This window comes from Bradyrhizobium sp. AZCC 2262, assembly GCF_036924535.1.
GTDB lineage: Bacteria > Pseudomonadota > Alphaproteobacteria > Rhizobiales > Xanthobacteraceae > Bradyrhizobium.
In genome coordinates this window covers 2,539,747-2,560,911 of record NZ_JAZHRT010000001.1, presented here as the reverse complement: position 1 = coordinate 2,560,911, position 21,165 = coordinate 2,539,747, and the positions used below count along the sequence as shown (strand labels likewise).

General features: G+C 58.6%; 15 protein-coding genes and 1 pseudogene. 5 read left to right on the top strand and 11 right to left on the bottom strand.

What is annotated here, in order from left to right:
* Positions 1-13 precede the first annotated feature (13 nt).
* From V1283_RS12030 to V1283_RS11995, 8 genes and pseudogenes are all read right to left on the bottom strand, one after another.
* Positions 14-1,249 (bottom strand): acyl-CoA dehydrogenase family protein, encoded by a 1,236-nt coding sequence (locus V1283_RS12030; RefSeq protein WP_334386703.1) that lies wholly within the window; start codon positions 1,247-1,249, stop codon positions 14-16.
* A gap of 129 nt (positions 1,250-1,378) precedes the next feature.
* Positions 1,379-2,398: an NADP-dependent oxidoreductase gene (locus V1283_RS12025; protein ID WP_334386702.1), complete on the bottom strand. Its 1,020-nt coding sequence runs from the start codon at positions 2,396-2,398 to the stop codon at positions 1,379-1,381.
* Between the two features lie 274 nt (positions 2,399-2,672).
* Entirely contained in the window at positions 2,673-4,379 is a 1,707-nt protein-coding gene (locus V1283_RS12020) for a long-chain-fatty-acid--CoA ligase (protein WP_334386701.1), read from the bottom strand.
* 332 nt (positions 4,380-4,711) lie between these two features.
* Positions 4,712-5,110 carry a nuclear transport factor 2 family protein gene (locus V1283_RS12015; protein WP_334386700.1) on the bottom strand — a complete coding sequence of 133 codons (399 nt, stop codon included), beginning with the start codon at positions 5,108-5,110 and terminating at the stop codon, positions 4,712-4,714.
* A gap of 454 nt (positions 5,111-5,564) precedes the next feature.
* Positions 5,565-6,329, bottom strand: coding sequence for an SDR family NAD(P)-dependent oxidoreductase (locus tag V1283_RS12010; RefSeq protein ID WP_334386699.1), 765 nt, complete (start codon positions 6,327-6,329; stop codon positions 5,565-5,567).
* 89 nt (positions 6,330-6,418) lie between these two features.
* A complete protein-coding gene (locus tag V1283_RS12005; protein ID WP_334386698.1) occupies positions 6,419-7,174 on the bottom strand; it encodes an SDR family NAD(P)-dependent oxidoreductase in 756 nt (251 codons plus the stop codon).
* A 126-nt stretch (positions 7,175-7,300) separates the two neighbouring features.
* Positions 7,301-8,284: a zinc-dependent alcohol dehydrogenase family protein gene (locus tag V1283_RS12000; RefSeq protein WP_334386697.1), complete on the bottom strand. Its 984-nt coding sequence runs from the start codon at positions 8,282-8,284 to the stop codon at positions 7,301-7,303.
* Between the two features lie 680 nt (positions 8,285-8,964).
* Positions 8,965-9,903: pseudogene (locus V1283_RS11995) on the bottom strand (GlxA family transcriptional regulator); the annotation flags it as partial.
* A gap of 659 nt (positions 9,904-10,562) precedes the next feature.
* On the opposite strand from V1283_RS11995, the gene V1283_RS11990 reads away from it, so the two are divergent.
* The 4 genes from V1283_RS11990 to V1283_RS11975 all read left to right on the top strand — a co-directional run bounded on the left by V1283_RS11990 (position 10,563) and on the right by V1283_RS11975 (position 17,006).
* Positions 10,563-11,951: a hypothetical protein gene (locus V1283_RS11990; protein WP_334386696.1), complete on the top strand. Its 1,389-nt coding sequence runs from the start codon at positions 10,563-10,565 to the stop codon at positions 11,949-11,951.
* Between the two features lie 8 nt (positions 11,952-11,959).
* Entirely contained in the window at positions 11,960-12,610 is a 651-nt protein-coding gene (locus V1283_RS11985) for a TetR/AcrR family transcriptional regulator (RefSeq protein WP_334386695.1), read from the top strand.
* A gap of 78 nt (positions 12,611-12,688) precedes the next feature.
* On the top strand, positions 12,689-14,917 hold the full coding sequence (locus V1283_RS11980; protein WP_334386694.1) for a molybdopterin-containing oxidoreductase family protein: 2,229 nt from the start codon (positions 12,689-12,691) through the stop codon (positions 14,915-14,917).
* Positions 14,918-15,416: 499 nt separating this feature from the next.
* Positions 15,417-17,006: an MFS transporter gene (locus tag V1283_RS11975; RefSeq protein ID WP_334393035.1), complete on the top strand. Its 1,590-nt coding sequence runs from the start codon at positions 15,417-15,419 to the stop codon at positions 17,004-17,006.
* Positions 17,007-17,586: 580 nt separating this feature from the next.
* Here the strand turns inward: V1283_RS11975 and V1283_RS11970 are convergent.
* From V1283_RS11970 to V1283_RS11960, 3 genes are all read right to left on the bottom strand, one after another.
* On the bottom strand, positions 17,587-17,739 hold the full coding sequence (locus V1283_RS11970; protein WP_334386693.1) for a hypothetical protein: 153 nt from the start codon (positions 17,737-17,739) through the stop codon (positions 17,587-17,589).
* A 344-nt stretch (positions 17,740-18,083) separates the two neighbouring features.
* Positions 18,084-18,545 (bottom strand): PaaI family thioesterase, encoded by a 462-nt coding sequence (locus V1283_RS11965; protein ID WP_334386692.1) that lies wholly within the window; start codon positions 18,543-18,545, stop codon positions 18,084-18,086.
* Between the two features lie 84 nt (positions 18,546-18,629).
* Entirely contained in the window at positions 18,630-19,502 is an 873-nt protein-coding gene (locus V1283_RS11960; protein WP_334386691.1) for an alpha/beta fold hydrolase, read from the bottom strand.
* 706 nt (positions 19,503-20,208) lie between these two features.
* Between V1283_RS11960 and V1283_RS11955 the strand changes: the two genes are divergently transcribed.
* A complete protein-coding gene (locus V1283_RS11955; protein ID WP_334386690.1) occupies positions 20,209-21,135 on the top strand; it encodes a LysR family transcriptional regulator in 927 nt (308 codons plus the stop codon).
* Positions 21,136-21,165 lie beyond the last annotated feature (30 nt).

Sequence of the window (21,165 nt, the reverse complement as noted above, 5' to 3'; positions counted from 1 at the left end):
GTCGCCCGTTCGACTATGCGATCGGCGCGTTGGCGTATCTGCGCAATTCCTGGCGCGCAATCGCACGATTGTGGACTTCATCGGGACCATCCGCGATGCGCAACGCGCGGATATGCGAGTACGTCTTGGCCAGACCCGCATCATCTGAGACGCCGGCCCCTCCGAACGCCTGGATCGCATCGTCGATGATCTTGAGCGCCATTTTTGGGGCCGCCACCTTGATCATCGCGATTTCAAGCTGTGCGGCCTTATTGCCGAGCTTATCCATCATATCGGCAGCCTTGAGGCAAAGCAGCCGTGTCATCTCCAGCTCGGTGCGCGCCGTGGCGATGCGCTCTTCCCAGACCGAAAATTCGACGATCTTTTTGCCAAACGCGGTGCGCGACGATAGTCGCCTCACCATCTTCTCCAACGCGGCTTCCGCCGCGCCAATGGTGCGCATGCAATGGTGGATACGGCCGGGACCGAGCCGGCCCTGAGCGATCTCGAAACCCCTGCCCTCGCCGAGCACTATGTTGCTCGCGGGTACGCGGACGTTTTCGAGCAAGATCTGCGCGTGGCCGTGCGGCGCATCGTCGAATCCAAATACCGGGAGCATCTTCTCGATCTTGAGGCCGGGACTGTCGAGTGGCACGATGATCTGGGACTGCTGCTGATGCCTCGGGGCGCTGACGTCGGTCTTGCCCATGAGGATGGCCACCTTGCAATGCGGGTCGCCCGCGCCCGACGACCACCATTTCCGGCCATTTATGACGTACTGATCCCCGTCGCGCCTGATGCTCGTCTCGATATTGGTGGCATCGGACGATGCGACGTCGGGCTCGGTCATCAGAAATGCGGAGCGGATCTCGCCGTCCATCAAGGGACGTAGCCAGGTTCGCTTCTGTTCCCGGCTGCCATAGCGTATCAGCACCTCCATATTGCCGGTGTCCGGCGCGGAGCAATTGAAGACCTCCGAGGCCCAGGAGACCCGTCCCATCTCCTCGGCAAGTAGGGCGTATTCGAGATTGGAAAGACCGGCACCCCGAAACTCATCGTCCTCGTGCGCGGACGGCGGCATGAACAGATTCCAGAGCCCCTCGACCCGCGCCTTCCGTTTCAGATCCTCGACGACTTGGATGACCTTCCAGCGCCCGCCGGCTGCGTCCTGCGCCTTATAGGTTTCTTCGGCAGGATACACATGTTTGTGCATAAAGGACGAGAGACGGTTCAACCAGTCACGCTGGCTATCGGACATTGAAAAATTCATGAGACGCTCTTCACCTTTGGCCGTTGCGGGCGCGCTGCTAACTCTCGGCCCTCACGGGTACGCTCAACGACTTCCCTTCGACGATCGACGTGCTAGGACCGGCGCCCGGCGTGAGCCCGCTTGATTGAGTTAATCTGCCACTCGAATAAGCAGTTTCCCAAAGTTGCGTCCCTCGAGCATGCCCATGAACGCAACCGGCGCGTTCTCGAGACCGTCAACGATGTCCTCGCGCTGACGAATGGTTCCATCCTTCAACGCGGCGCCGATTTCCCGCTCAAAATCTGGGAACAGCTCGGGGTAGTTATCAACGATGAACCCGCGAATGGTCAGGCTCTTGGAGAGAACCTGGCGGATCGTCGCCGGCACACGATCCGGTCCGGGCGGAACTGGCGCCCCGAATTGCGAGACCAGCCCGCACACCGGCACGCGCGCAAATTGATTGAGCAGCGGAAACACCGCCGTCCACACCGCTCCGCCAACATTTTCGAAGTAGACATCGACGCCGTTCGGACATGCCGCCGCGAGCCGCTGCTCGAAGTCAGCGGCACGATGGTCGACTGCCTCATCGAAACCGAGCTTGTCTTTCACGAACGCACATTTTTCCGCGCCACCCACTATTCCCACGGCGCGAGCCCCCGCTCTACGCGCGAGTTGCCCGACAAGCGAGCCAACCGGCCCGCTCGCTGCGGCCACGACGACGGTCTCGCCGGGCTTCGGCTGACCAATCACCCTCATTCCAATGTAGGCGGCGGAGCCGGGTATCCCCAGCGCTCCTACAAATGCGGTGGGAGGAGCAATCTTCGGATCAAGCTTACGAAGGTCCTCGCCTTTTGAAAGGCTCAGTGTTTGCCATCCGGCCTTAGCTAGCACGATGTCGCCGGCGCTATAATCGGGATGGTTGGAGGTCACCACTTCGGAGATGGTTCGGCCGAACATGACTTCGCCGACCGCCGTAGACCGTGCGTAGGACTTTGCCTCGTCCATGCGCGCGCGTATGTAAGGTTCGAGCGAGAGAAATTTTGTCTGCAGCAGCAGCTCTCTGTCACCGGGCTCGGCGACAGGTTCAATTTCAAATCTGAAATTGCTTGCCTCGGGCTTACCGGTTGGGCGCGACGCCAAGACCCATTTTCGTGTGCTCCACTTGCTCACTTGATTCTCCTTCCGCCGCGAACCGATCCGTGAAACTCGACGTCATGTCGCCTGGGCGCCGAGCGCACGCGCTATGACGGCGGCTCTCGCGTTTCGCGCAAAGCATACGTTCGCGTGACTTCGACGCAAACGTCATATTCGCCACCTTTTAGGACGTCGGGTATTCTTCACGATCCGAGATCAACAAAAGCGAGACGCTTGCATGGGCAGATCCGCTTGCAGCAGGCCCTCCAGGGGCCTCTGCGTTGTCGTCGCCACCTTCATCGCGGCCTCTCTATTTATCCGCCGCGGGCAAGGCAGATCGCGATAACTCGGCTTCCTGAAGTTGACGCCACATGACCTTGCCGGACGCATTTTTCGGCAGCGCCTCCACAAACTCAACAATGCGGGGCACCTTGTACGCACTGACCTGCGTTCGCGTCCAATCGATGATATTTTGTTCAGTCAACTCGTTGAATGCCCTCTTACGCACGACCACGGCTTTGACGGTTTCGCCGCGATACGAGTCACTGGCGCCGATGACACAAACCTCCTGTATTCCAGGATGACGGAACATCACGGCCTCGAGCTCGGCGGGCCAGACCTTGTAGCCGGAAGCGTTAATCATGCGCTTCAGCCGGTCCATGATGAAGAAATATCCGTCCACGTCTCGGTATCCCAAATCACCGGTTCGCAGGAAACGCTTGCCGTCGATCGTCACGAATGCCTTTTCGGTTGCCTCCTCGTGCCCCCAATATCCGACAAATACTTGCGGACCGTGAATGACGATTTCGCCCGTCTCGTCGGCCGCCAGCACAGCGCTGGATTCAACGTCGATCACGCGCGCGTCGACGCTGATGAACGGCACGCCGAGGCATTGTAGCTTTGGCGAATCGCATGGATTGAAAATCGTAACTGCCGACGTTTCCGTGAGACCATAACCTTCGACGAAGCGGATCCCAAACCGTTCAAGCAACCGCTCGGCAACGGCCTGAGGCATGGCTGAGCCTCCGCCGCCGAGATAGACCAAACTGGAAAGCTCGTACTCGTCGAGTTTTGGACTGCCCATCAGATCTATGATCATCGTTGGTATGCAGGTCCAATGGCTTACCCGGTGTCGCGCAATCAATTGGCTCGCCAACTCGCGATCCCAACGAGGCATGATCACGATCGTGCTACCGGCGTATATTGAAGCATATAATACGCACACCAGCCCCGTGATGTGAAACAGCGGCAGAACCGCCAATGCAACGCTTTCTGATGTCTTGTCGAGCCAGAGGCTTGTCGCGATCCCGTTGAGCACCAGGTTCGCGTGCGTCAGCATGCATCCTTTAGGCGCTCCCGTCGTACCACTTGTGTAAGGCAATAGCGCGAGATCATCTCGACCAGCGAGCAAGGAAGGCGCCCCGTCTTTGCACTGCATAACGTCTTGCCAAGCATGCAGCTCCCCCTCCAACAAGTTCGGCAGTGGATGACGCTCATCCAGCCACTTCCGCCATTGCGATGGTATGCGAGACTTGTCGGTTCCTTCCAACACATCGTCAAACTGGCTCACGATGAGATGGCGAAGCCGGCCGCCAGCCAAGCCATTGCTCGCTAACGCCACCTCGTCCGCGAGGTCGCCGGTCGTGATGGCGACATGGGCCTTCGCGTCAGTGACATAGTGGCGCAACTCTTGCGCGCGGCTCATCGGGTTGACCGGCACGACCACCGCGTTGGCCCGCGCCACCGCGTAGTGCGCAATAATCAGTTGCGGGCAATTTTGCATAACGACGAGGACACGGTCGCCGCTTCCGACGCCGAGCGAAGTGAGGCGTGCGGCAAGACGTTCGACGGCGAATAGGAGCTCGGCGTAGCTGATCTGGCGGCCAAAGAAGATCAACGCAGATCTGTCGGGATACCGCCTGGCGCTTATGGCCAAGCAATCCCACAGCGATCCCGCAGGCGGTTCCATCACCAGCGGCAACCGCGCGGGCCACGCATTCAATCGATGTTGCCCCATCTTCAATTTTTCCCAAGGTTTACGAAAACACGGCAGGTCTTCAATCCGCGCGCTTTGGCCTCCGCTGAGCCGATGCCCGGTGACTGCCTCGATCCATCGTCGCGGTTGCCTTAGAACGTCGTGATGGCGATCGCATCATCCACCAGCACGAGATCGGCTCCGCATTGCGACCTTTGGCTTGATGCCGCAGGCCGTGTTGGTTCGCGCTACGGAGCGCGCGCCAACCCGAAGCTGCGTCGCATCCGCGGGACTTTGACGCCGGAAGATAAAGATCGCGGGCCACATTGACGCCTCACCGATTTTTGCAAGCTCGGGACATGGTGCTCGACTTTCTATGACGTTGGCGCATGCTTGACCAATTCGTGCATCATCAATTGATGCACGAGCGCAATGGCTTTGAGGGGCCGTATCATGACCTTGAACCGCGTTATTTTATCGTCGTCATTCCAGGAAATGATATCGACCGCGTTTATCGAAACGCCATCGATCATGGTCTGCAGTTCCAACACACAAGAGTTGGAGTTGACCCACTCGCGCAAATACACAAAACTCGGATTGTAGAACACTCGTTGCGCTGAGTATAAGTATTTCACTGTAGTCGCTTTGCCGACTTGCGGGGTATGTACGACTGGCGACTCGAAGATCACTTCCTCGGTGAGACACGCTTCCAACAACGAACGGTCCCCTGTCGAAAAGAAACTCTTCCAGTTGGCGATGGCAATCGGTTGCATGCGCTTTCCTATTCTGGTTGCGGGAGACCGGCGCCAAGGCATACGGCGCAAAACATAGGGCCGCGACCATCCGAGCGAAACGTCATATCCGCCACGTTTTAGGACACAACGAAGATCGTATGTGGATGCTAATACTCGGTGCGAGACAGTTTATGGGGCGCGCCCGCTAGCTGCGTCGCTCCTGCTCGGTTAGCTGAAAGTGCTCGGCCCGAGATTTGCTCGGATGACAATAGATGCGCTCAAGCTGAACGGTTTAAGCGTCTCGGCGTGACATGGTCGTTTGCGCTAACCGCACGCCTTCCGGTATGTTTAGCCTCTAGTCGCGTGGGATGGACTTGCGTCTTTCTCGACACTTAGCTTCTGCGCGTAAACACGGCCGACATTCGCGCTTGCGTCGTGCTCGGGGACTTTCGCCACCAAAGCGGCTTCGCAGGTCGGACCTGTGAGCCGACTTTCAGGTGACCGAGCGCGCCCCGTCGATAAACAGCACCTGGCCGGAGATATACGACCCCGCGGGTGAGGCTAACAGAATCGCCGCGCCAACGACCTCCTCAGGCTCCGCCAAGCGACCTGCCGGAGTTCTGGCCATTCGCGTTTTCTCCCGCTCCGGATCACCCCAGAAGTCCTTGGAGAAGGCGGTTCGAACCATTGATGGCGCAATGGCATTCGCTCGGACGTTCGACGCCCCCCATTCAACGGCAATGCTTCGGACAATTCCATTTAGGGCCGCCTTGCCAGCGCCGTACGCACCGAGGTTCGGGCTCGCTCGTTCCGAAGCGATGCTCGACATCATCACGATGCTGCCGTAGCGGCGCTCCGCCATCTCCGGCAGGAATTGCTGGGCAAGCGCGAGGTTATTGCTCACCGTCGAGATCAGAAGCCGGTCCAGTGTCTCCAGATCCGCATCATTTACCGGCCCCATGGGAGGCGGCCCGAGCGCAACGCAGAACAGGATGTCTACCTTGCCAAAGGCTCGTTTTGCTTCCGCGCCGAAGGGTCCGATACCCCTTCTGTCGGTGATGTCGCATCGTACGCCCGCGACTTGGAAGCCTTCCTTGGACAGCGCATGCGCGGCTTGATCGGTGTCTTCCTTGTCATTGCTGGAGACCACGACCTTCGCGCCACATTGGGCGAGGCCCCGCGCAATCGCCAATCCCATGCCGGCGGTCGACCCCGTGATGGCGGCAACCTTGTCTGATAGATCGAACCCCTTGTACATATCCCTTGCTCCCCGGTTGTGATTGGAATCGGCCGCACTCGCCTTGAGATGCGGGCCGGCATTATCCCGAAAATTTGCTGGTTGCCGTGCTATTGCGCGAGCATTCCCCCGTCGACTGGAAGGATGTGACCCGTGACCATTGCCGATGCTGAGCTCGCCAGGAATAGAACCGGGCCCGTGATGTCTTCGACCTCCGCGAGCCTGCGCAGTGGCGTGAGTTGCTCGAGCTGGGCCACGAGATCCGGTTGATCGGTCAGCGCGGCGATGAACGGCGTCCGGACAGGACCGGGAGCAACGGCATTGACCCGAATCTTACGCGGAGCCCACTCGACCGCCCAGGACCGGGTCATGTTCACCACGGCACCCTTGGTCGCTTGATAGGCAATGTTGGGGTACCAACCTCCGGACAATCCCAGCATCGAAGCTGTGTTGACGATGCGGCCGCCCGGAACCATATGCCTCACTGCCGCGCGGGCACAGATGAACATGCCGGTCATGTTGACGGCTATGACGGCATTCCAGTCGGCCAAGGCCATTTCGAGCGACGGTTGACGGCGATTTATGCCTGCGTTGTTAAAGAGAACGTCGATATGACCGTAACGACGCGAGATGTCGGCGAAAGACCGTTCGATTGCATCCCCATCCGTCACGTCGACAGTGAGCGCATGCCCAGAGATACCGATTTCCTCGGCGACCTCAGAGGCCGCGGCCGCGCGCGCGTCGAGTACCACGACCTGCGCGCCCGCCGCGGCGAATGCAAGCGCGACCGCCCGTCCAATACCGCTGCCGCCACCAGTCACGACGGCAATTTCACCCTCGAGCCGGAAATTCGGAGGATTAAGCACGTTTGTTTCCCCTTTTCCCTGGTCTCGAATTTCGTCGATTTGCCATTGTGGCGAAATGCCTTGGTGCCGCGACCTTATGGGCTCAAATTCAAGCGCCGAAAGCGCGGTAGACGTGTTTGGGCTACATCAGACGGTCACGACCACTTTGCCGAACTGCGATCCGGATTCGAGATACCGATGGGCAGCTACGATCTCATCGAAGGGGAACGTTCTTGCGATGATCGGTCGTAACGTGCCGGATGCGAGTCCTTCGCCGACGAATTGTTTCAGGGCCGCCAGCTTCTCGTCGTGCACCACCGCGTTCGGAAGAACGAATCCTCGGATGGTCAGGTCCTTCCACAAGACCTGCGCTAGCGGCAGCGGTGTGACTTCAGGACTGAAGCGACCGTAGGTGAGCAGCAAACCGCCTGTCGCGCTCGCTTCGGCAAGCCTCTCAAGGGCTGGGCCGCCCACGGCGTCGAACACCACCTCGGCGCCCTTGCCTCCCGTCAACCGGGCTACTTCCGCAACGACGTCCTGCTCCTCGGTAGCGATGACATGGGTTGCTCCGGCTTCGAGCAGCGCCGGGGCCTTCAGATGGGTTCGCGTCAACGCGACCGGACTGGCGCCGACTTTGCGTGCGGTCTGGATGGCAGCCAGACCCGCACTGCTGGATGCGGCCGTTATGAGTACCGTTTGGCCTCGGGAGAGGCGCGCTATATCGACCAACCCTGTCCATGCGGTGCCGAATGCCATCCAGGTCGCCGCTGCGTCCTGCCAGCTCTGAGTGGGTGAGACCTTGACCAGTGTCCTGGCAGGCGCAAGGGCGACCTCGCCGTAGTAACCGCGTCCGAGGTCTCCGGGGACGACTGCCACGCGATCTCCGATCGCAAAATTCTTTACATCCGATCCCACGACCTCGATTATCCCGGCCGCTTCCACACCAAGCTGCGCGGGTAACTTCGCCCTGGTAGCGGCCCTTCCGGATCGCATCAGGATTTCGCCTCGGTTCAAGCCAATGGCCTTTATCCGTAAGCGGACCTCATCGGGACCCGGTTCCGGTACGATCACGTTTTCTATCTGCAAAACCTCGGGACCGCCGAACGTGTGGAATCGAACGCCGCGAACCATTGGCCTCTCCCTCGACCAACAAAGAAGTAGATCAGTCACCGCTGACGGAGAACGCCTTTTTTGCCACTTTCTAGGTCACACGGTTATCGCCCGCGTGCATTGCATCCAGCATCTGACCCCTGGTTCAGGAACATCGTCAGATCGGCCGTTGCGATCGATTGCGAGCAACCGCGTAACGCCGATCTTACCCACCACTCAATGTCCGGCGGGGCCTCGCGCGCTCACGGGATTGAAAGACGCCTGTCGATTCAAGCTCGAGCCCGCGACGTCACCAAAGAACGTCCGCTCGAGATCCTTCGCCAAATGCGTGATGTGGCGCGAGCCAAAAAGCGGCATGGCCGATTAAATCAAGGTCGCGGAAACAACGGCGGCGAAAGCCGTCGGCGCGACAACGCGCGACGGATATTTGGCCGTTATCGGTCTTTCTAGCTCGGGACTTACCCAAATGCGGGATTGCGCCCCACCTCGTGAGTGTCGCCAATGGGTTCGTCGCCAAACAAGGGAATGTGTTGCAGGACGAAGTGACCAGGACCCAATCGCAATGCGGACTGCTTATGTTCGGCGAGAAAGTCGCGGAATGACGGCGCGTCACCTTGCAGCATGGCTGGCTGTTTGGTTGCCATCAGATCGGCCTCACGAAGCGCGGGCAATGAGCCTGTCGGAATATCGCTGGCTCCGTGCATCTCCTTTCGTGCTTGGCGGCGCATCGCCTGCGGCGGTACACCGAACGTACGCACGAAGGCTCGCCGCATTCTTTCGCGATCTGCAAAGCCCGTTTGCTTCGCGATATGCTCAATCGGATGCCGACTGTCCTCCAACAATAACCGCGCGGCTTCGAGACGCAACTTTTCGATTGCCTTTGCCGGCGATTCGCCAGTGGCGGCCGCGAAGGCTCGTGTAAATTGTCGTGGACTCAAATGGGCCGCGTCTGCAAGGCTTTCGACGGTAAGTTCCGAATGCAGGTTTTTTCTTGCGAATTCGAGGGCATTTTGAATTCGATCGGACTTGGGTTCAAGTTCGAGAAGGACCGAAATTTGCGACTGACCGCCGGAACGCCGATGGTGGACCACCATCTGCTTGGCGATCGTCCTCGCGAGTTCAGGCCCGACGTCCCGTTCGACCATCGCAAGTACCAGATCCATCGTCGCGGTCATGCCCGCCGATGTCCATATCGATCCGTCGATGACGAAGATTCGGTCCTCCTGGACCTTAATTTTCGGGTATCGCCTCTGAAGTTCACGAACGTGGTCCCAATGCGTCGTCACCCGCTTGCCGTCGAGAAGCCCCGCCTCGGCCAGCGTAAACGTACCGACGCAAGTCGCGGCCATCCTGCGCGATACGTCGGAAGCCTTTCGAAGGAAGGTCAGCATACCCTCAGAAGGCCTGAAGGATGGCTCCGTACTCCCGCCGACGATGACCGTATCAAACAGGGGATTCCCGAACGGCTCGGTCTCGACCACGAACCCGGCCGATGACCTCACTCGTCCGCCGTTCTCTGACAGGAAATGAACATCGTAGCGATGCTCGCCAAGCTCAGAGTTCGCGACTTCGAAGACCGACATCGCCGCCAACGTCATCACGTGAAAGCCCGGAAACGTAACCACTCCTATCCGCTGCATGGAAACCTCCCACCGTCATTTTATTGAAACTGCTTGATTGCTTGCCGCAGTTGGCTTTGCCGTCTCATCCGCTCGTTTTGGTTGGAAACGGCGTCCGGCCATTCGAACCATCTGCGCGTCGGCTGCGTCCTGTCGCCAAGTAAGTGCGCGGCATTGCCGCCCGCGCTGGCGTTCGAGAGGGTCCGTGATCAGCAAGTCGGCGTAGTCGAAGACGATTGAGCATGGGTCAGCCCATCTCACAGCACGGCATATCCCGCTTTTTCGACAACGCGCCGACGAAGCGACAATCTCGGCCTCATCACCCGATACCGCCTCCCCCGAGCCACCTCGAACATAACATTGGGCAGTCATTTCGCCACGGTCCGCAGATAGAAATAGTTACTGACCGGTCACGTCCTGTCAAGACATAAGTCCGGGAAGTCTAAGGGAACATCAGCCGGACCGGGCACATCCAAATCATCCGATGACGTGGGCGGATCATGCTCGATGGCGCAAATATTCGGCCGAAACCGGACGAGTCTCGCGGTTTGAGGCACAACGGAAGCGATAATCAGTCGTTTCGGTGATGGGAGGCCAAACACGACCCCGCAATATCTATAACGCGGCCCCAGGCCTGATCACGCGAGGCTTACGATCGCAGCCGCAACGCGGGGGTAGAGATGCCGCCATTCTCAGTGCTCGTTCGACGTCCTAAAACGTCGGCAAAACGTCGTTTGGCGCAGCGCTTTGATCGCCTATTTTTCCACACTCGACCGAGATGCATGCCATTGCGTGATTTCGGAGCCGACGAAAGCGCCGACGAAATGCTAGCGGTAAATCCCGATTACCACAATTTGGTTGAGCTGCTAGGGGCTGCACGCAACGATATGGTCGTGCGACTAGCTGCAGCCATGACCATCACGCGAGATGCTTCGCTTCGCGAACGACTGGCTGAAATTGCTTCGATCGATCCCGGTCGAGAATTTCTGATTGGTCAGTCAAAGAACCAGAGCTGGCTCAAGGTGGGTGGGTGCGGTCACTCGATCTCTCGCAGACGGCAAACCGGGTTGCCAACGATCGAGCTCGAGGAAGTAATTCGAACACGGCCGGAGTTTGAGCGATCGCTGCAAGTTTCGATGCAGCGAACTGGTGCCGTAAAGGATGCCTACAACGTTCTTGAACCTCTTTTCGAGCCGTCGCTCGTACAATCACGAGCGAGCTTTCATGAGATATTTGAGTGGGTCCCCCTACTCGAGCAACTGTCCTACAAAGCCGCGATGCGGGTCCTGAACGTTCTCGATACGCTTCGCTCGGTCGTCCGCCACGAATTGAGCGGAACGCCGGGAACCAATGCCATGAGCCTGCGCGTGTACTGGCAGCTCGTTCATGCGCTGGGGCAACTCATCCTGTTGGCCTCAAACCGCGACTCGCGCCCTTGGCTTGCCGATATGGCCAATAGCTTCGTGTGGGAGACCTGGACCCCAAGCTTCGTGCTCCTGAGGGAACGCACCTTTTGGCTGGCCGCGATCGCGGCCAAGTCGGCCTCCGCCTTCGGCGAAAGCGTCGTGGAAAACTATCTGCGAAGGTTGGCGAAGGCCGAGCATCCCATGATGGTCTTCGACGCGTTGTTCGGCCTAACGGCGATAGCATTGGCCAACCCGTCATCGAAGGCTTCGATCTTGACCGAACTAAAACAACTGCGAGGCGCCAATATAGCGCTCGACCGACACCAAACTCTCTATCTTATCTCCCAGCAAAGCTCGATCCGCATTCTTTCGGCGCCAGAGGTCGAACGACGGGAGTTCCGCGAGCTTCATTGGCAGACGGGCAGCTCCAAGGGCATGGCCACACGCAGCGCCCTCGTCGGCGACCCCGCCGCGCTTTCCGCATCAGGAGAATACCTTGGATTTTCAATGCTGCCATTCGTCATCGACAGTTTCCATGACGAGCATTTCCCGAAATTCCCGGCCGTCTCCGAAAAGGAGATATCCCGCACCAAGATCGCTGGCGTTTTCCGTCGGGCATGGGTCGCGGAGCCGGCGCGTCCCGCTAGGCACCTGCTGAACTGATTGCCGCCATGGAGAGGTTCATCGGCAGACAAGCTACCCAAGAGCGGATCCTCGAAACGGTGGACAGCTTGTTCTATCGCGAAGGCATCCGAGCGGTCGGCGTGGACAAAATTACGGAAGAAACCGGGATCAGCAAGCGGACCTTGTACAACTATTTCCCTTCCAAAGACCACCTCGTCACCGCCTATCTCGCTCGTCGTCTAATACCCATTTCCATCTCCGAGAAACCTGCGGAAGAGCAGATAGTGGAAAGTTTCGTTCAACTCGAGCGAAGCCTTGCCGACGAGGAGTTTCAGGGTTGTCCGTTCGTGAACGCCGTCGTCGAGCTGAAAGATCCGTATCACGCTGCGAACGAGATCGCTCTCGCCTTTAAGAACCAGCGTCGTAACTGGCTTCTCGAACTGCTGGAGCGGCTGCAGATCGCTCATCCCGAGAGCCTGGCCATGCAACTCATGCTCCTCATTGACGGCGCGATAGCGGCCGCCGTCATACGCAGAGACCCTAAGGTGGCTCGCGCAGCTGGGGACGCGGCGCGCGTTCTGCTTGCGGCCGCCGCCGTTGGTTCTCCTGATGTCTCGGCAACGACGGAGCAATCGCTGAAACGAACAACCGATCGTGGGGCAACCAGGCGAAATGCCACCCTTCGGATGTTGGAGTGATCGTTTGCAGACCGACCCATCGGATCATCCCGCAATCTTTGGTTGCCGTGATCCAAAGTGGCGACCACTTGTTGGAGAATGTTCATGACGGACCAAAAGCGCGTCTTATGCTCTAGCTGCGACATTTACTGTCAGGTGATTGCCGAGGTTTCCGCTAACGGCACCGCTCGCATCAAGGCCACCGACAATGCTCCGTTTCGTGCCAACATATGTATGAAGGGCGTTCACGCGCCCGAGGGATTTGGGCACCCGGACCGGGTCAGGTTCCCGCTCCGTCGGGTGGGCGAACGGGGCTCCGGACGGTGGGAGCGAGTGACGTGGGACGAGGCCTTGGACGATATCGGTGCCCGCCTTTCCGCGGTGACGGAGAAATACGGGCCAGAAGGCTTTGCCGTGTCAGCCAGTCCGTGGAATGTGCAGTCCGACAGCGGCGTCGGCCGCCGCTTCATGAATCTGCTGGGCAATCCGAACTGGATGAGCGGAGTCGCGCTTTGCGCCGGCAATACCGCCGCTATCAACCGGATGGTCTACGGTTGGTTTCCCTACCCCGACTATCCGAAGACCAAATGTATCGTCCTGTTCGGCCATAATCCCCGAAAGCACAGCTGGACGCCGGTTTATAATTCCATTCGTGCCGCCCAGCAACGCGGCGCAAAGTTGATCGTGTTGGACCCGCGCCGCAGCGAGAATGCCGAGCTTGCGGATATATGGCTTCCATTGCGGGCCGGAACCGATGCCGCGATGTGCATGGGCTGGCTTAAAGTCATCATCGACGAAGGACTCTACGATCAGGACTTCGTCGCGCAGTGGACCACGGGATTTGAAGAGCTTCGCGCCCGTGTCGATGAATTTCCGCTCGAGCGCGTAGCTGAGATCACGGGAGTTGCTGCTGACAAAATTGCCGCGGCCGCACGCATGTATGCGACCACAACTCCAGGTGTCATTCCCTGGACACCGATCACGGATCAGCAGCGAAACAGCACGTCTGCAATTCGGCTGCATTGCACCCTTCGTGCACTGACAGGAAATCTTGACGTCCCTGGCGGGGAGGTCTTGCATGGATTCCATCCAGATATCGTCTCCGAGAGCGAGATCGAGCTCCATGAAGAACTCTCTGAGGCTCAAAAAGCCAAGCAGCTCGGCTCCGAAAAACATCCGGCGTTCACCTACCGCGGCATGCAGGCACTGCGAGAGCCGACGAAGCGCGTTTGGGGCAAGGAGTATGTCAATCTAATATCAGGCAGCTATATGGCCAATCCTTCCGCGGTGTTTAGGGCCATGGCGGACGGCGTACCGTATCCGGTAAGAGCTTTTTTTTCGCTCGGCAACAACACGCTTTTGAGTTTTGCAAATCTGCAATTGATTTATCGCGCCTTGATGAACCAAGAGCTGATCGTGTCGTTCGAACATATGATGACACCCACCTCACAGTTGGCGGACTATGTTCTGCCGAGCGACAGTTGGCTGGAGCGTGCGAGCCTGTCCGATGGATTTGGATGGACCTCGATCGTCCGTCCTTCACAGAAGACGATGGAGCCACCTGACGAGTGCCGGAGCGTCTACGACTTTTGGCGTGATTTGGCCGTCAGACTTGGGATTGCCGACAGATTTCCGTGGAAGAACTCGGAGGAATTGCTCGATTTTCGGGTGGGCGCGCTCGGACTGAATTTCTCTCAATTCGCCGAGAAGCATGCTTATCACATGAGAAAGCTTAGCTTCAAAAAATACGAAACGACCGGCTTTGCTACGCCGTCTGGGAAGGTCGAACTCAAATCAACTGTCTTGGAGTCATTGGGCTTCGATCCGCTGCCCTACTATCGCGCGGAACCACCGCAAGACCCCGCGTTTCCGTTCATGGCGTTCACCGGGGTGCGCGAGGACGAATTTTTCCAGACCGGCCACCGTCACATTGCCTCGTTGCGTTCACGCCGCCCCGAGCCTGAAATCTTTCTGCATCCCAACGACGCCGCCACGATCGGTGTGGTGGGCGGCGAATGGATTGAGGTTTCGACGATCCAAGGGTGCTGCAAGGGACGGACAGCCATACGTGACGACATGCCCGCGGGCCTGATCCGCGTTCCTCACGGATGGTGGAAGCCGGAAATGCCGAAAGGAAAGAAGGAGCTTTCCGGCGCCTGGGAGTTCGCAGACGCGCAGATTTGTCCCGACACTGACGACTATCTGGATATCGAGCAAGGAATCCCACATCTGAAGGGCTTGCCTTGCGCGGTGCGTAAGTTGGCAATCGGGCCAGAGCCCGATCGCGTAACCGGGCGGGCGCTGCCGGAGATCGTCACCGCCGAATAACTGCGGACTAGTTAGATAGATCCTTTTCGTTGTGGGCGGTCTGGCAGGTCCAGTTAATTTCGCAGACCTTATAGTTAGCCATTAAGCCAGCCCAATGCGCGCTCGAGGGGCAGCCGCGCTTTGACGGCAAGCGCAGCGGCCGACTCCGATTTGATCTCTGAAATTTCCGGCTTTTCGTTGGTGTCTCGAAAGGTGGCGTATATGACCTTCTACACGCGCAGCGCCGCGGTTAACTTTTCTGGAGACTGCACGTCCGATCGATACGGAGGCGGAGTCTGGGGTAGCGGCTTGATCAGCGTGCGTCTCATCTCGGTCATCATTGAATCAGGCTGATCCGCATCGCTGTAGCTGGAGCATCGTTGGGCTCCTCGCAGCACCAACGATCCGTACGGCTGCTTTGCGGCGGACGATTTGGCACGCATGGAAGAACAGTTTTAAAGAGGGGGAGCAAACGGTGACAATAGCTGACGTAGCGGGCGGCGGTGTCCGCGCCGAGGGCATGACTGCCGAGGAACGCAAGGTGATTTTCGCCGCCTCGCTTGGCACCGCCTTTGAGTGGTACGATTTTTTCATTTACGGAACGCTCAGCTCGTTTCTCGCCAAATACTTCTTCTCCAACGTGCCGCCGAATGTTGGCTTCATCTTTGCGCTGCTCGCCTTCGCGGCGGGCTTCGTGGTGCGCCCATTCGGCGCCTTGGTTTTTGGTCATTTTGGCGACCTGATCGGACGAAAGTATACATTCCTCACCACGATGACCCTGATGGGCATCGGTACCTTTTTCATCGGACTGCTGCCGGGCTACGATAGCTGGGGCATCGCCGCGCCGACCGTTCTGATCGGATTGCGCATGGTGCAGGGCCTTGCGCTTGGAGGCGAATATGGCGGCGCGGCGACCTACGTCGCCGAGCATGCGCCCAAGAACAAACGCGGCTACTATACTTCCTGGATCCAGACCACCGCGACGCTTGGCCTTTTTTTAGCGTTGCTGCTGATCCTCGGAATCCGATCGTGGTTGGGCGAAGCGTCCTTCGGCGATTGGGGTTGGCGCATTCCGTTTCTGCTGTCCGCGATCCTTTTCATGATTTCGATCTGGATCCGATTAAGCCTAAACGAGTCGCCGGTTTTCCAGAAAATGAAGAGCGAGGGAAAAACATCAAAGCGGCCGCTCGTCGACGCCTTCACCAATTGGTCCAGTGTCAAGACCGCTATTTTCGTTCTTTTGGGCGAGACCGCGGGCGCAACCGTCGTGTGGTACAGTGGGCAGTTCTATGCGCTGTTTTTTCTGACCCAAACTATCAAGGTGCCTACCGTCACCGCACAGATCATGATCTTGGTGGCGCTGGCGCTTGGCACACCTGCCTTCATCCTGTTTGGCTGGCTATCCGATAAGATCGGCCGCAAGCCGATTGTTCTGGCCGGGCTTCTGCTAGCGACTGTGACGTATTTTCCGATCTTCAAAGGCATTACGCACTTCGCCAACCCTAAACTCGAGGCGGCGCTCAACTCAGCACCCGTGACCGTTATCGCCGATCCGGACGAGTGCTCGTTCCAGTTAAAAGCAACGGGCACCGAGAAGTTCACCACAAGCTGCGACATCGCAAAGTCGGCGCTGGTCAGTCTATCGGTGAACTACACCAACCAGGAGGCCCGGAAGGGAGCCCCCACGCAAGTCAAGGTCGGCGACCAGATACTAACCGCAACATCGCCGGATTTTGCCACGGCTTTGGCGGCCGCGATCAGGGCCCACGGCTATCCGATTTCGGCCGACCCGACCGAAATCGACACCGTGATGACGACGGCGTTGCTTTGGATCCTAGTGATCTATGTGACGCTGGTTTACGCCCCAACGGCCGCATGGCTGGTCGAATTGTTCCCAAGCCGTATCAGGTACAGCGGCATGTCGCTGCCTTACCACATCGGTAGCGGCTGGATCGGCGGTTTCCTGCCAGCGACTGTGTTCGCCATCGTTGCCGCGACCGGGAATATCTATTCCGGTCTATGGTACCCGGTGGGCGTCGCGGCCGTGAGTTTCGTAATCGGCTTCGTTTTTCTGCCGGAAACCAAGGATGTCGATATCACCGAGGCATGACGCAAATCGGGTAACGCAGGCGGATGCCCGGAACCTTCAGGCAATCACTTAGTCCAGCCCGAAAGCATGCTGTCCCGAATGGTGAGCGCGAGACGACGCGCTCACCGGCCATCAAATAAATTGATCCTGATTGGCGGGACGGATCAGGCGACATCGCCGGAAGATGAAAAGGTTTGGTATCAATCGCGAAAGTTCGTTTGCGCCTTATTGGCGCGGAGCCATCTGTTCCGGTGCCTCGATCGTGCACTCAATGGCCAGTGATTGGAAAGTACAGGATGGGAGGTGAGTTTTCTGGCAGGTTATGCGTGGGCCGGCCCGACCGAAGTGCAACGACCAATCAAGAGCCAACAACCGCGCCGGGTCACCCCTCAACATCGCACCAACCTAACCTTTGTTCGGGCCACTAGGTCGCAAGCGATGGTTTCGCCTCTTCCAACACGACGGGCCAGAAGGTACCGATTGGGTCGATCGGGACAATAATGAAGACAGAAATGCGCGTGGCGGCCCCGTCGAACTCAGATGGCACCGCGCGGAAGACGCAGTACGGTTCCGCATCTCCGCTTGCGGGTGTCTCCGACCCTTACGAGCCAAACAGCAGCAGCGCTGATAGCCGGACGATCAAGGCCAGCGATAACCCCGCTGTTAACCCAAGTAACTGACCGATAACGAAGTCGTCCCGATCAATGTCGGGCATCGACAACAGGGCCAGCGTCGTCATAGCACCACAGTCCATGGCTTGCTCTCCTCGCTCCCAGCGCGTCGTGAAAAGTCATTCGGCATCGCTCTTGCGGCGGTGCGTAACGGTTGGCTGCAAAACTAGGGGACTTTGGCTGTGCGCCAAACGACGTTTAGCCCACGTTTCGAGACATCGCGGGGCTTCGATCGAGCCCGGCGAGATCCGTGACTTTGGCGAATGCGCGCGTCCAGGCGTCGCTGCAACGCCGCTAAATTGCCAACCGACTCGGTTACGAGCAATTGAGTTTAACTGGCATCGTCCAAGACAGTGTCAACCCAGGCTTTAACACTATTGGGACAGTCGACATCGACCTTGGCAGGGTTATCGGTCCCTCAGAGGCGCTATGAAAGTTCATCTCTGCGCAGAACGTGGCAGGTGGTCGTTCCGTGAGCGAGAATTCTGCCTGCTGGGTCGAGCAGTCTGCCTTCCGCGATAGCCAGTTGCCGGCCAATGTATAGCGACTTGCCCTCTCCCCGCACCACTCCCGTATTGGCAGACATCGGCTTTACGAAGTTTATTTTGTATTCGAGCGTCACGGCGGCAAGACTCGGCTCAAGCGAACTTATGATTGCTGCTGCCATGCAGGTATCGAGCAGAACGGCGGCATACCCTCCATGCACGAATCCCAAAGGACTGTAGTATTTCGTGGTCGGCGTTGCCGTGATCACGACGGCGCCAGGCTCTGCGGACTCGAAATTGATGTCGAATAGCTCAAGCATCGGCGCACGCGCGACGGTACGCTTTATGAGCGCCTTGAAGTACTCAAGACCGGTTCCGGACGAAAGGCGTTTGTTTGGATCCACGTTTTGCCTGCTTTTATTGGTGACTGATCGTTACGCCTATCCACGGGCGACCGCCTCCCACGGGGCTAGGGCCGCCGCCGCGGTTCAAACGCCGGTCCGCACGACGGATCCGTCCAGGAAAATCGTTGCATGGGTCACAAAGAGTTCTGGAAACTGAAACAACGATCCGTGCCCGGAATCTGGATAGATGATGAGTTGAGCGTTCGGAATTTTCTGGGAGAGCGTGAACGAATTGATGGTCGGAACCATGATGTCGCTATGGCCGTTCACGACGAGCGTCGGTTGCGTAATGGCCTTAAGTTCCTCGAAGCGCTCCCCGCGAGGTTGACGCCATTCGGTGATCGCCGCCCGCTGCCCTGCCATCGTCTGCGCCGACGTGGACACGTCCACGTCCTCCTTCCGGGTGTGCCGGCGTGCCCAGAACATTTTTCCCGCTGCTTGGCTGGTCTGTGAGGGGCGAAAAAACAGATAGAGGTACGTCTCGATGGGGCTTTGCCCGGTTTGCGGATCGGTCATAGCGCCGTATTGGGCATATCCGGGATCCTGAGGTGGCTCGCCGGCCCGGGGACCGGTGCCGACGAGAATGAGGCGGCGGATAAGCCCGGGATGGCGCATTGCGAGGGTCTGCGCGATATATCCGCCAATCGAGAAACCCAGCAAATCGATCTGCGAAAGTCCGAGCGCTCCCACAAAATCCGCAGCGTGCTCCGCCATTGCGTCAATCGTGTCGGGCGTCTCACCGCTTGATGCGGCTACCCCGGCATTGTCGAACAAAATGACCGGCCGACTTTTCGCAAAGCCATCTGTGACGGTGGGATCCCAATGATCCATCCCGCCCCGGAAATGTTGCATGAAAAGAAGTGGCGTACCACTTCCAGGCCCGAAACGGCGATAAGCGAAGCGTATTCCGTTGACTTCAACAAACTGGGTTGGCGCCGTGGTGTGCCGATAGGTCATGCTTGGTTGGTCCCGTTTTTGCGGCGGCCGCGTCAGATCTGGGCTACGCGACGGCCTCCTCGCGCCCCGGAAGCGAGCCTTGGCCTGTCGGAGCAACTAAGAGTGGTCACGTCTATTTCCAGTTGGAACGTGCGGGCCCTTGCCTGGCGTCTCCAATCCCGCCCCGGACACAGAGCCAAGGCCACACCAGGGACACTTCGTTATTAATTCTCGGTCGGACGCGCAGAAAGGTCTTAAATGCCACCAAATAGGACAACCGACCGAGGGGCGTCTCGACGTCGTTCAAGACGGAACGGTACACGAAGAGACAAACGACCGTAGCAATGTAAGCTAGACGTCAGTGGCTGCGGTCATCGCTCCGTGAGACGACAATGGGGTCTCGCGGCAACGCCTGCCCGACCGACTTCGTGCCTAGCTGGACGAGACGAAACAAGGCCGAGACCAGAATGACCGAGGGCATGTCGCCCCGCGCAAAGGCCACACTGGCTGCAAAGAGCGTGGCTTTCACAGTGATGACGGTAGCTATAAGGGGTTTTGACACAGGTCGCCTCGTTGCCTTTCGGGTTGGATCGCAACGGCGGCGGGCCAGCTCAGTGAGTGTTTGGGACGCAACGCCGGTATGCGGCCTGTTCGACGTACGCCTCTTGTCTCGGCGCAATAAGACAGCATGTGTTTGAGTGATCTTTGAATTTTTTGGAGTAAATCGATGGACCTCGTGGGCACCCTCCGAGTGCTGGTACGCGTCGTGGAGACCGGTTCATTCTCGGCTGTCGCTCGCGAGCGCGATCTAACTCAAGCGGCTGTCGCTCGCCAGATTTCGCAGCTCGAGGAGCATTTCGGGGTGCGACTGTTTCACCGCACGACGCGAAAACTCAGCCTGACCGACGATGGACAGGTGCTACTTGGTCTCACCCGACCGGTCCTTGATGGCGTGGAGGGGTTAGAAACCGCTCTTGGGCGCCAGAGCGCCTCGGCGGTCGGGCTTGTTCGCGTGGCAGTCCCGACGACCACCGGCCGCTTCCTCGTGCAGCGTTTGCCGACTTTGCTTGCCGGTCGCCCGGGGTTGAAGGTCGAGCTCGTCATCAGCGATCGATTCGGCGACATGATCGAGGATCGGCTCGATCTTGCGCTGCGCGTCGGCGAAATCACAGACATGTCGCTGATCAAGCGCCGAAGCTGGACAGCGGAGCGCATTGTGGTCGCTGCCCCGAGCTATATCAAACGGCATGGCACGCCCTCGGTTCCGGCCGATCTCGAGCATCACACCTGCATCTTGCACAACGTCGGATCAGATTCCGACGTATGGACGTTCGCCACGCCCGAGGGACCCAAACAGGTCCGTGTGAATGGCGGATTTCTCGCAAACGACTTTCGTGCGGTCCGGCAGGCCGCCGAAATCGGCTACGGCATTGCTCTTCTGCCGTTGCTTGAGGTATTCGACGACCTGCAGGGCGGCCAATTATTAAGCCTGCTGAATGGCTTTCCCGCTCCTGGCTTCCCGGTAAGCCTGGTCTATCCGTCGCGGCACCACTTGGCGCCACGTACCCGCGTCGTGATGGAATTTGTCTTGGCGCAGATGCAAGAAATCCGATCCAGCCTGGACTTAAGGACAGGGCACGCAGCGCCTGCATGAAGGACTAGTGTGCGGCGCCGCCGAGTGGGA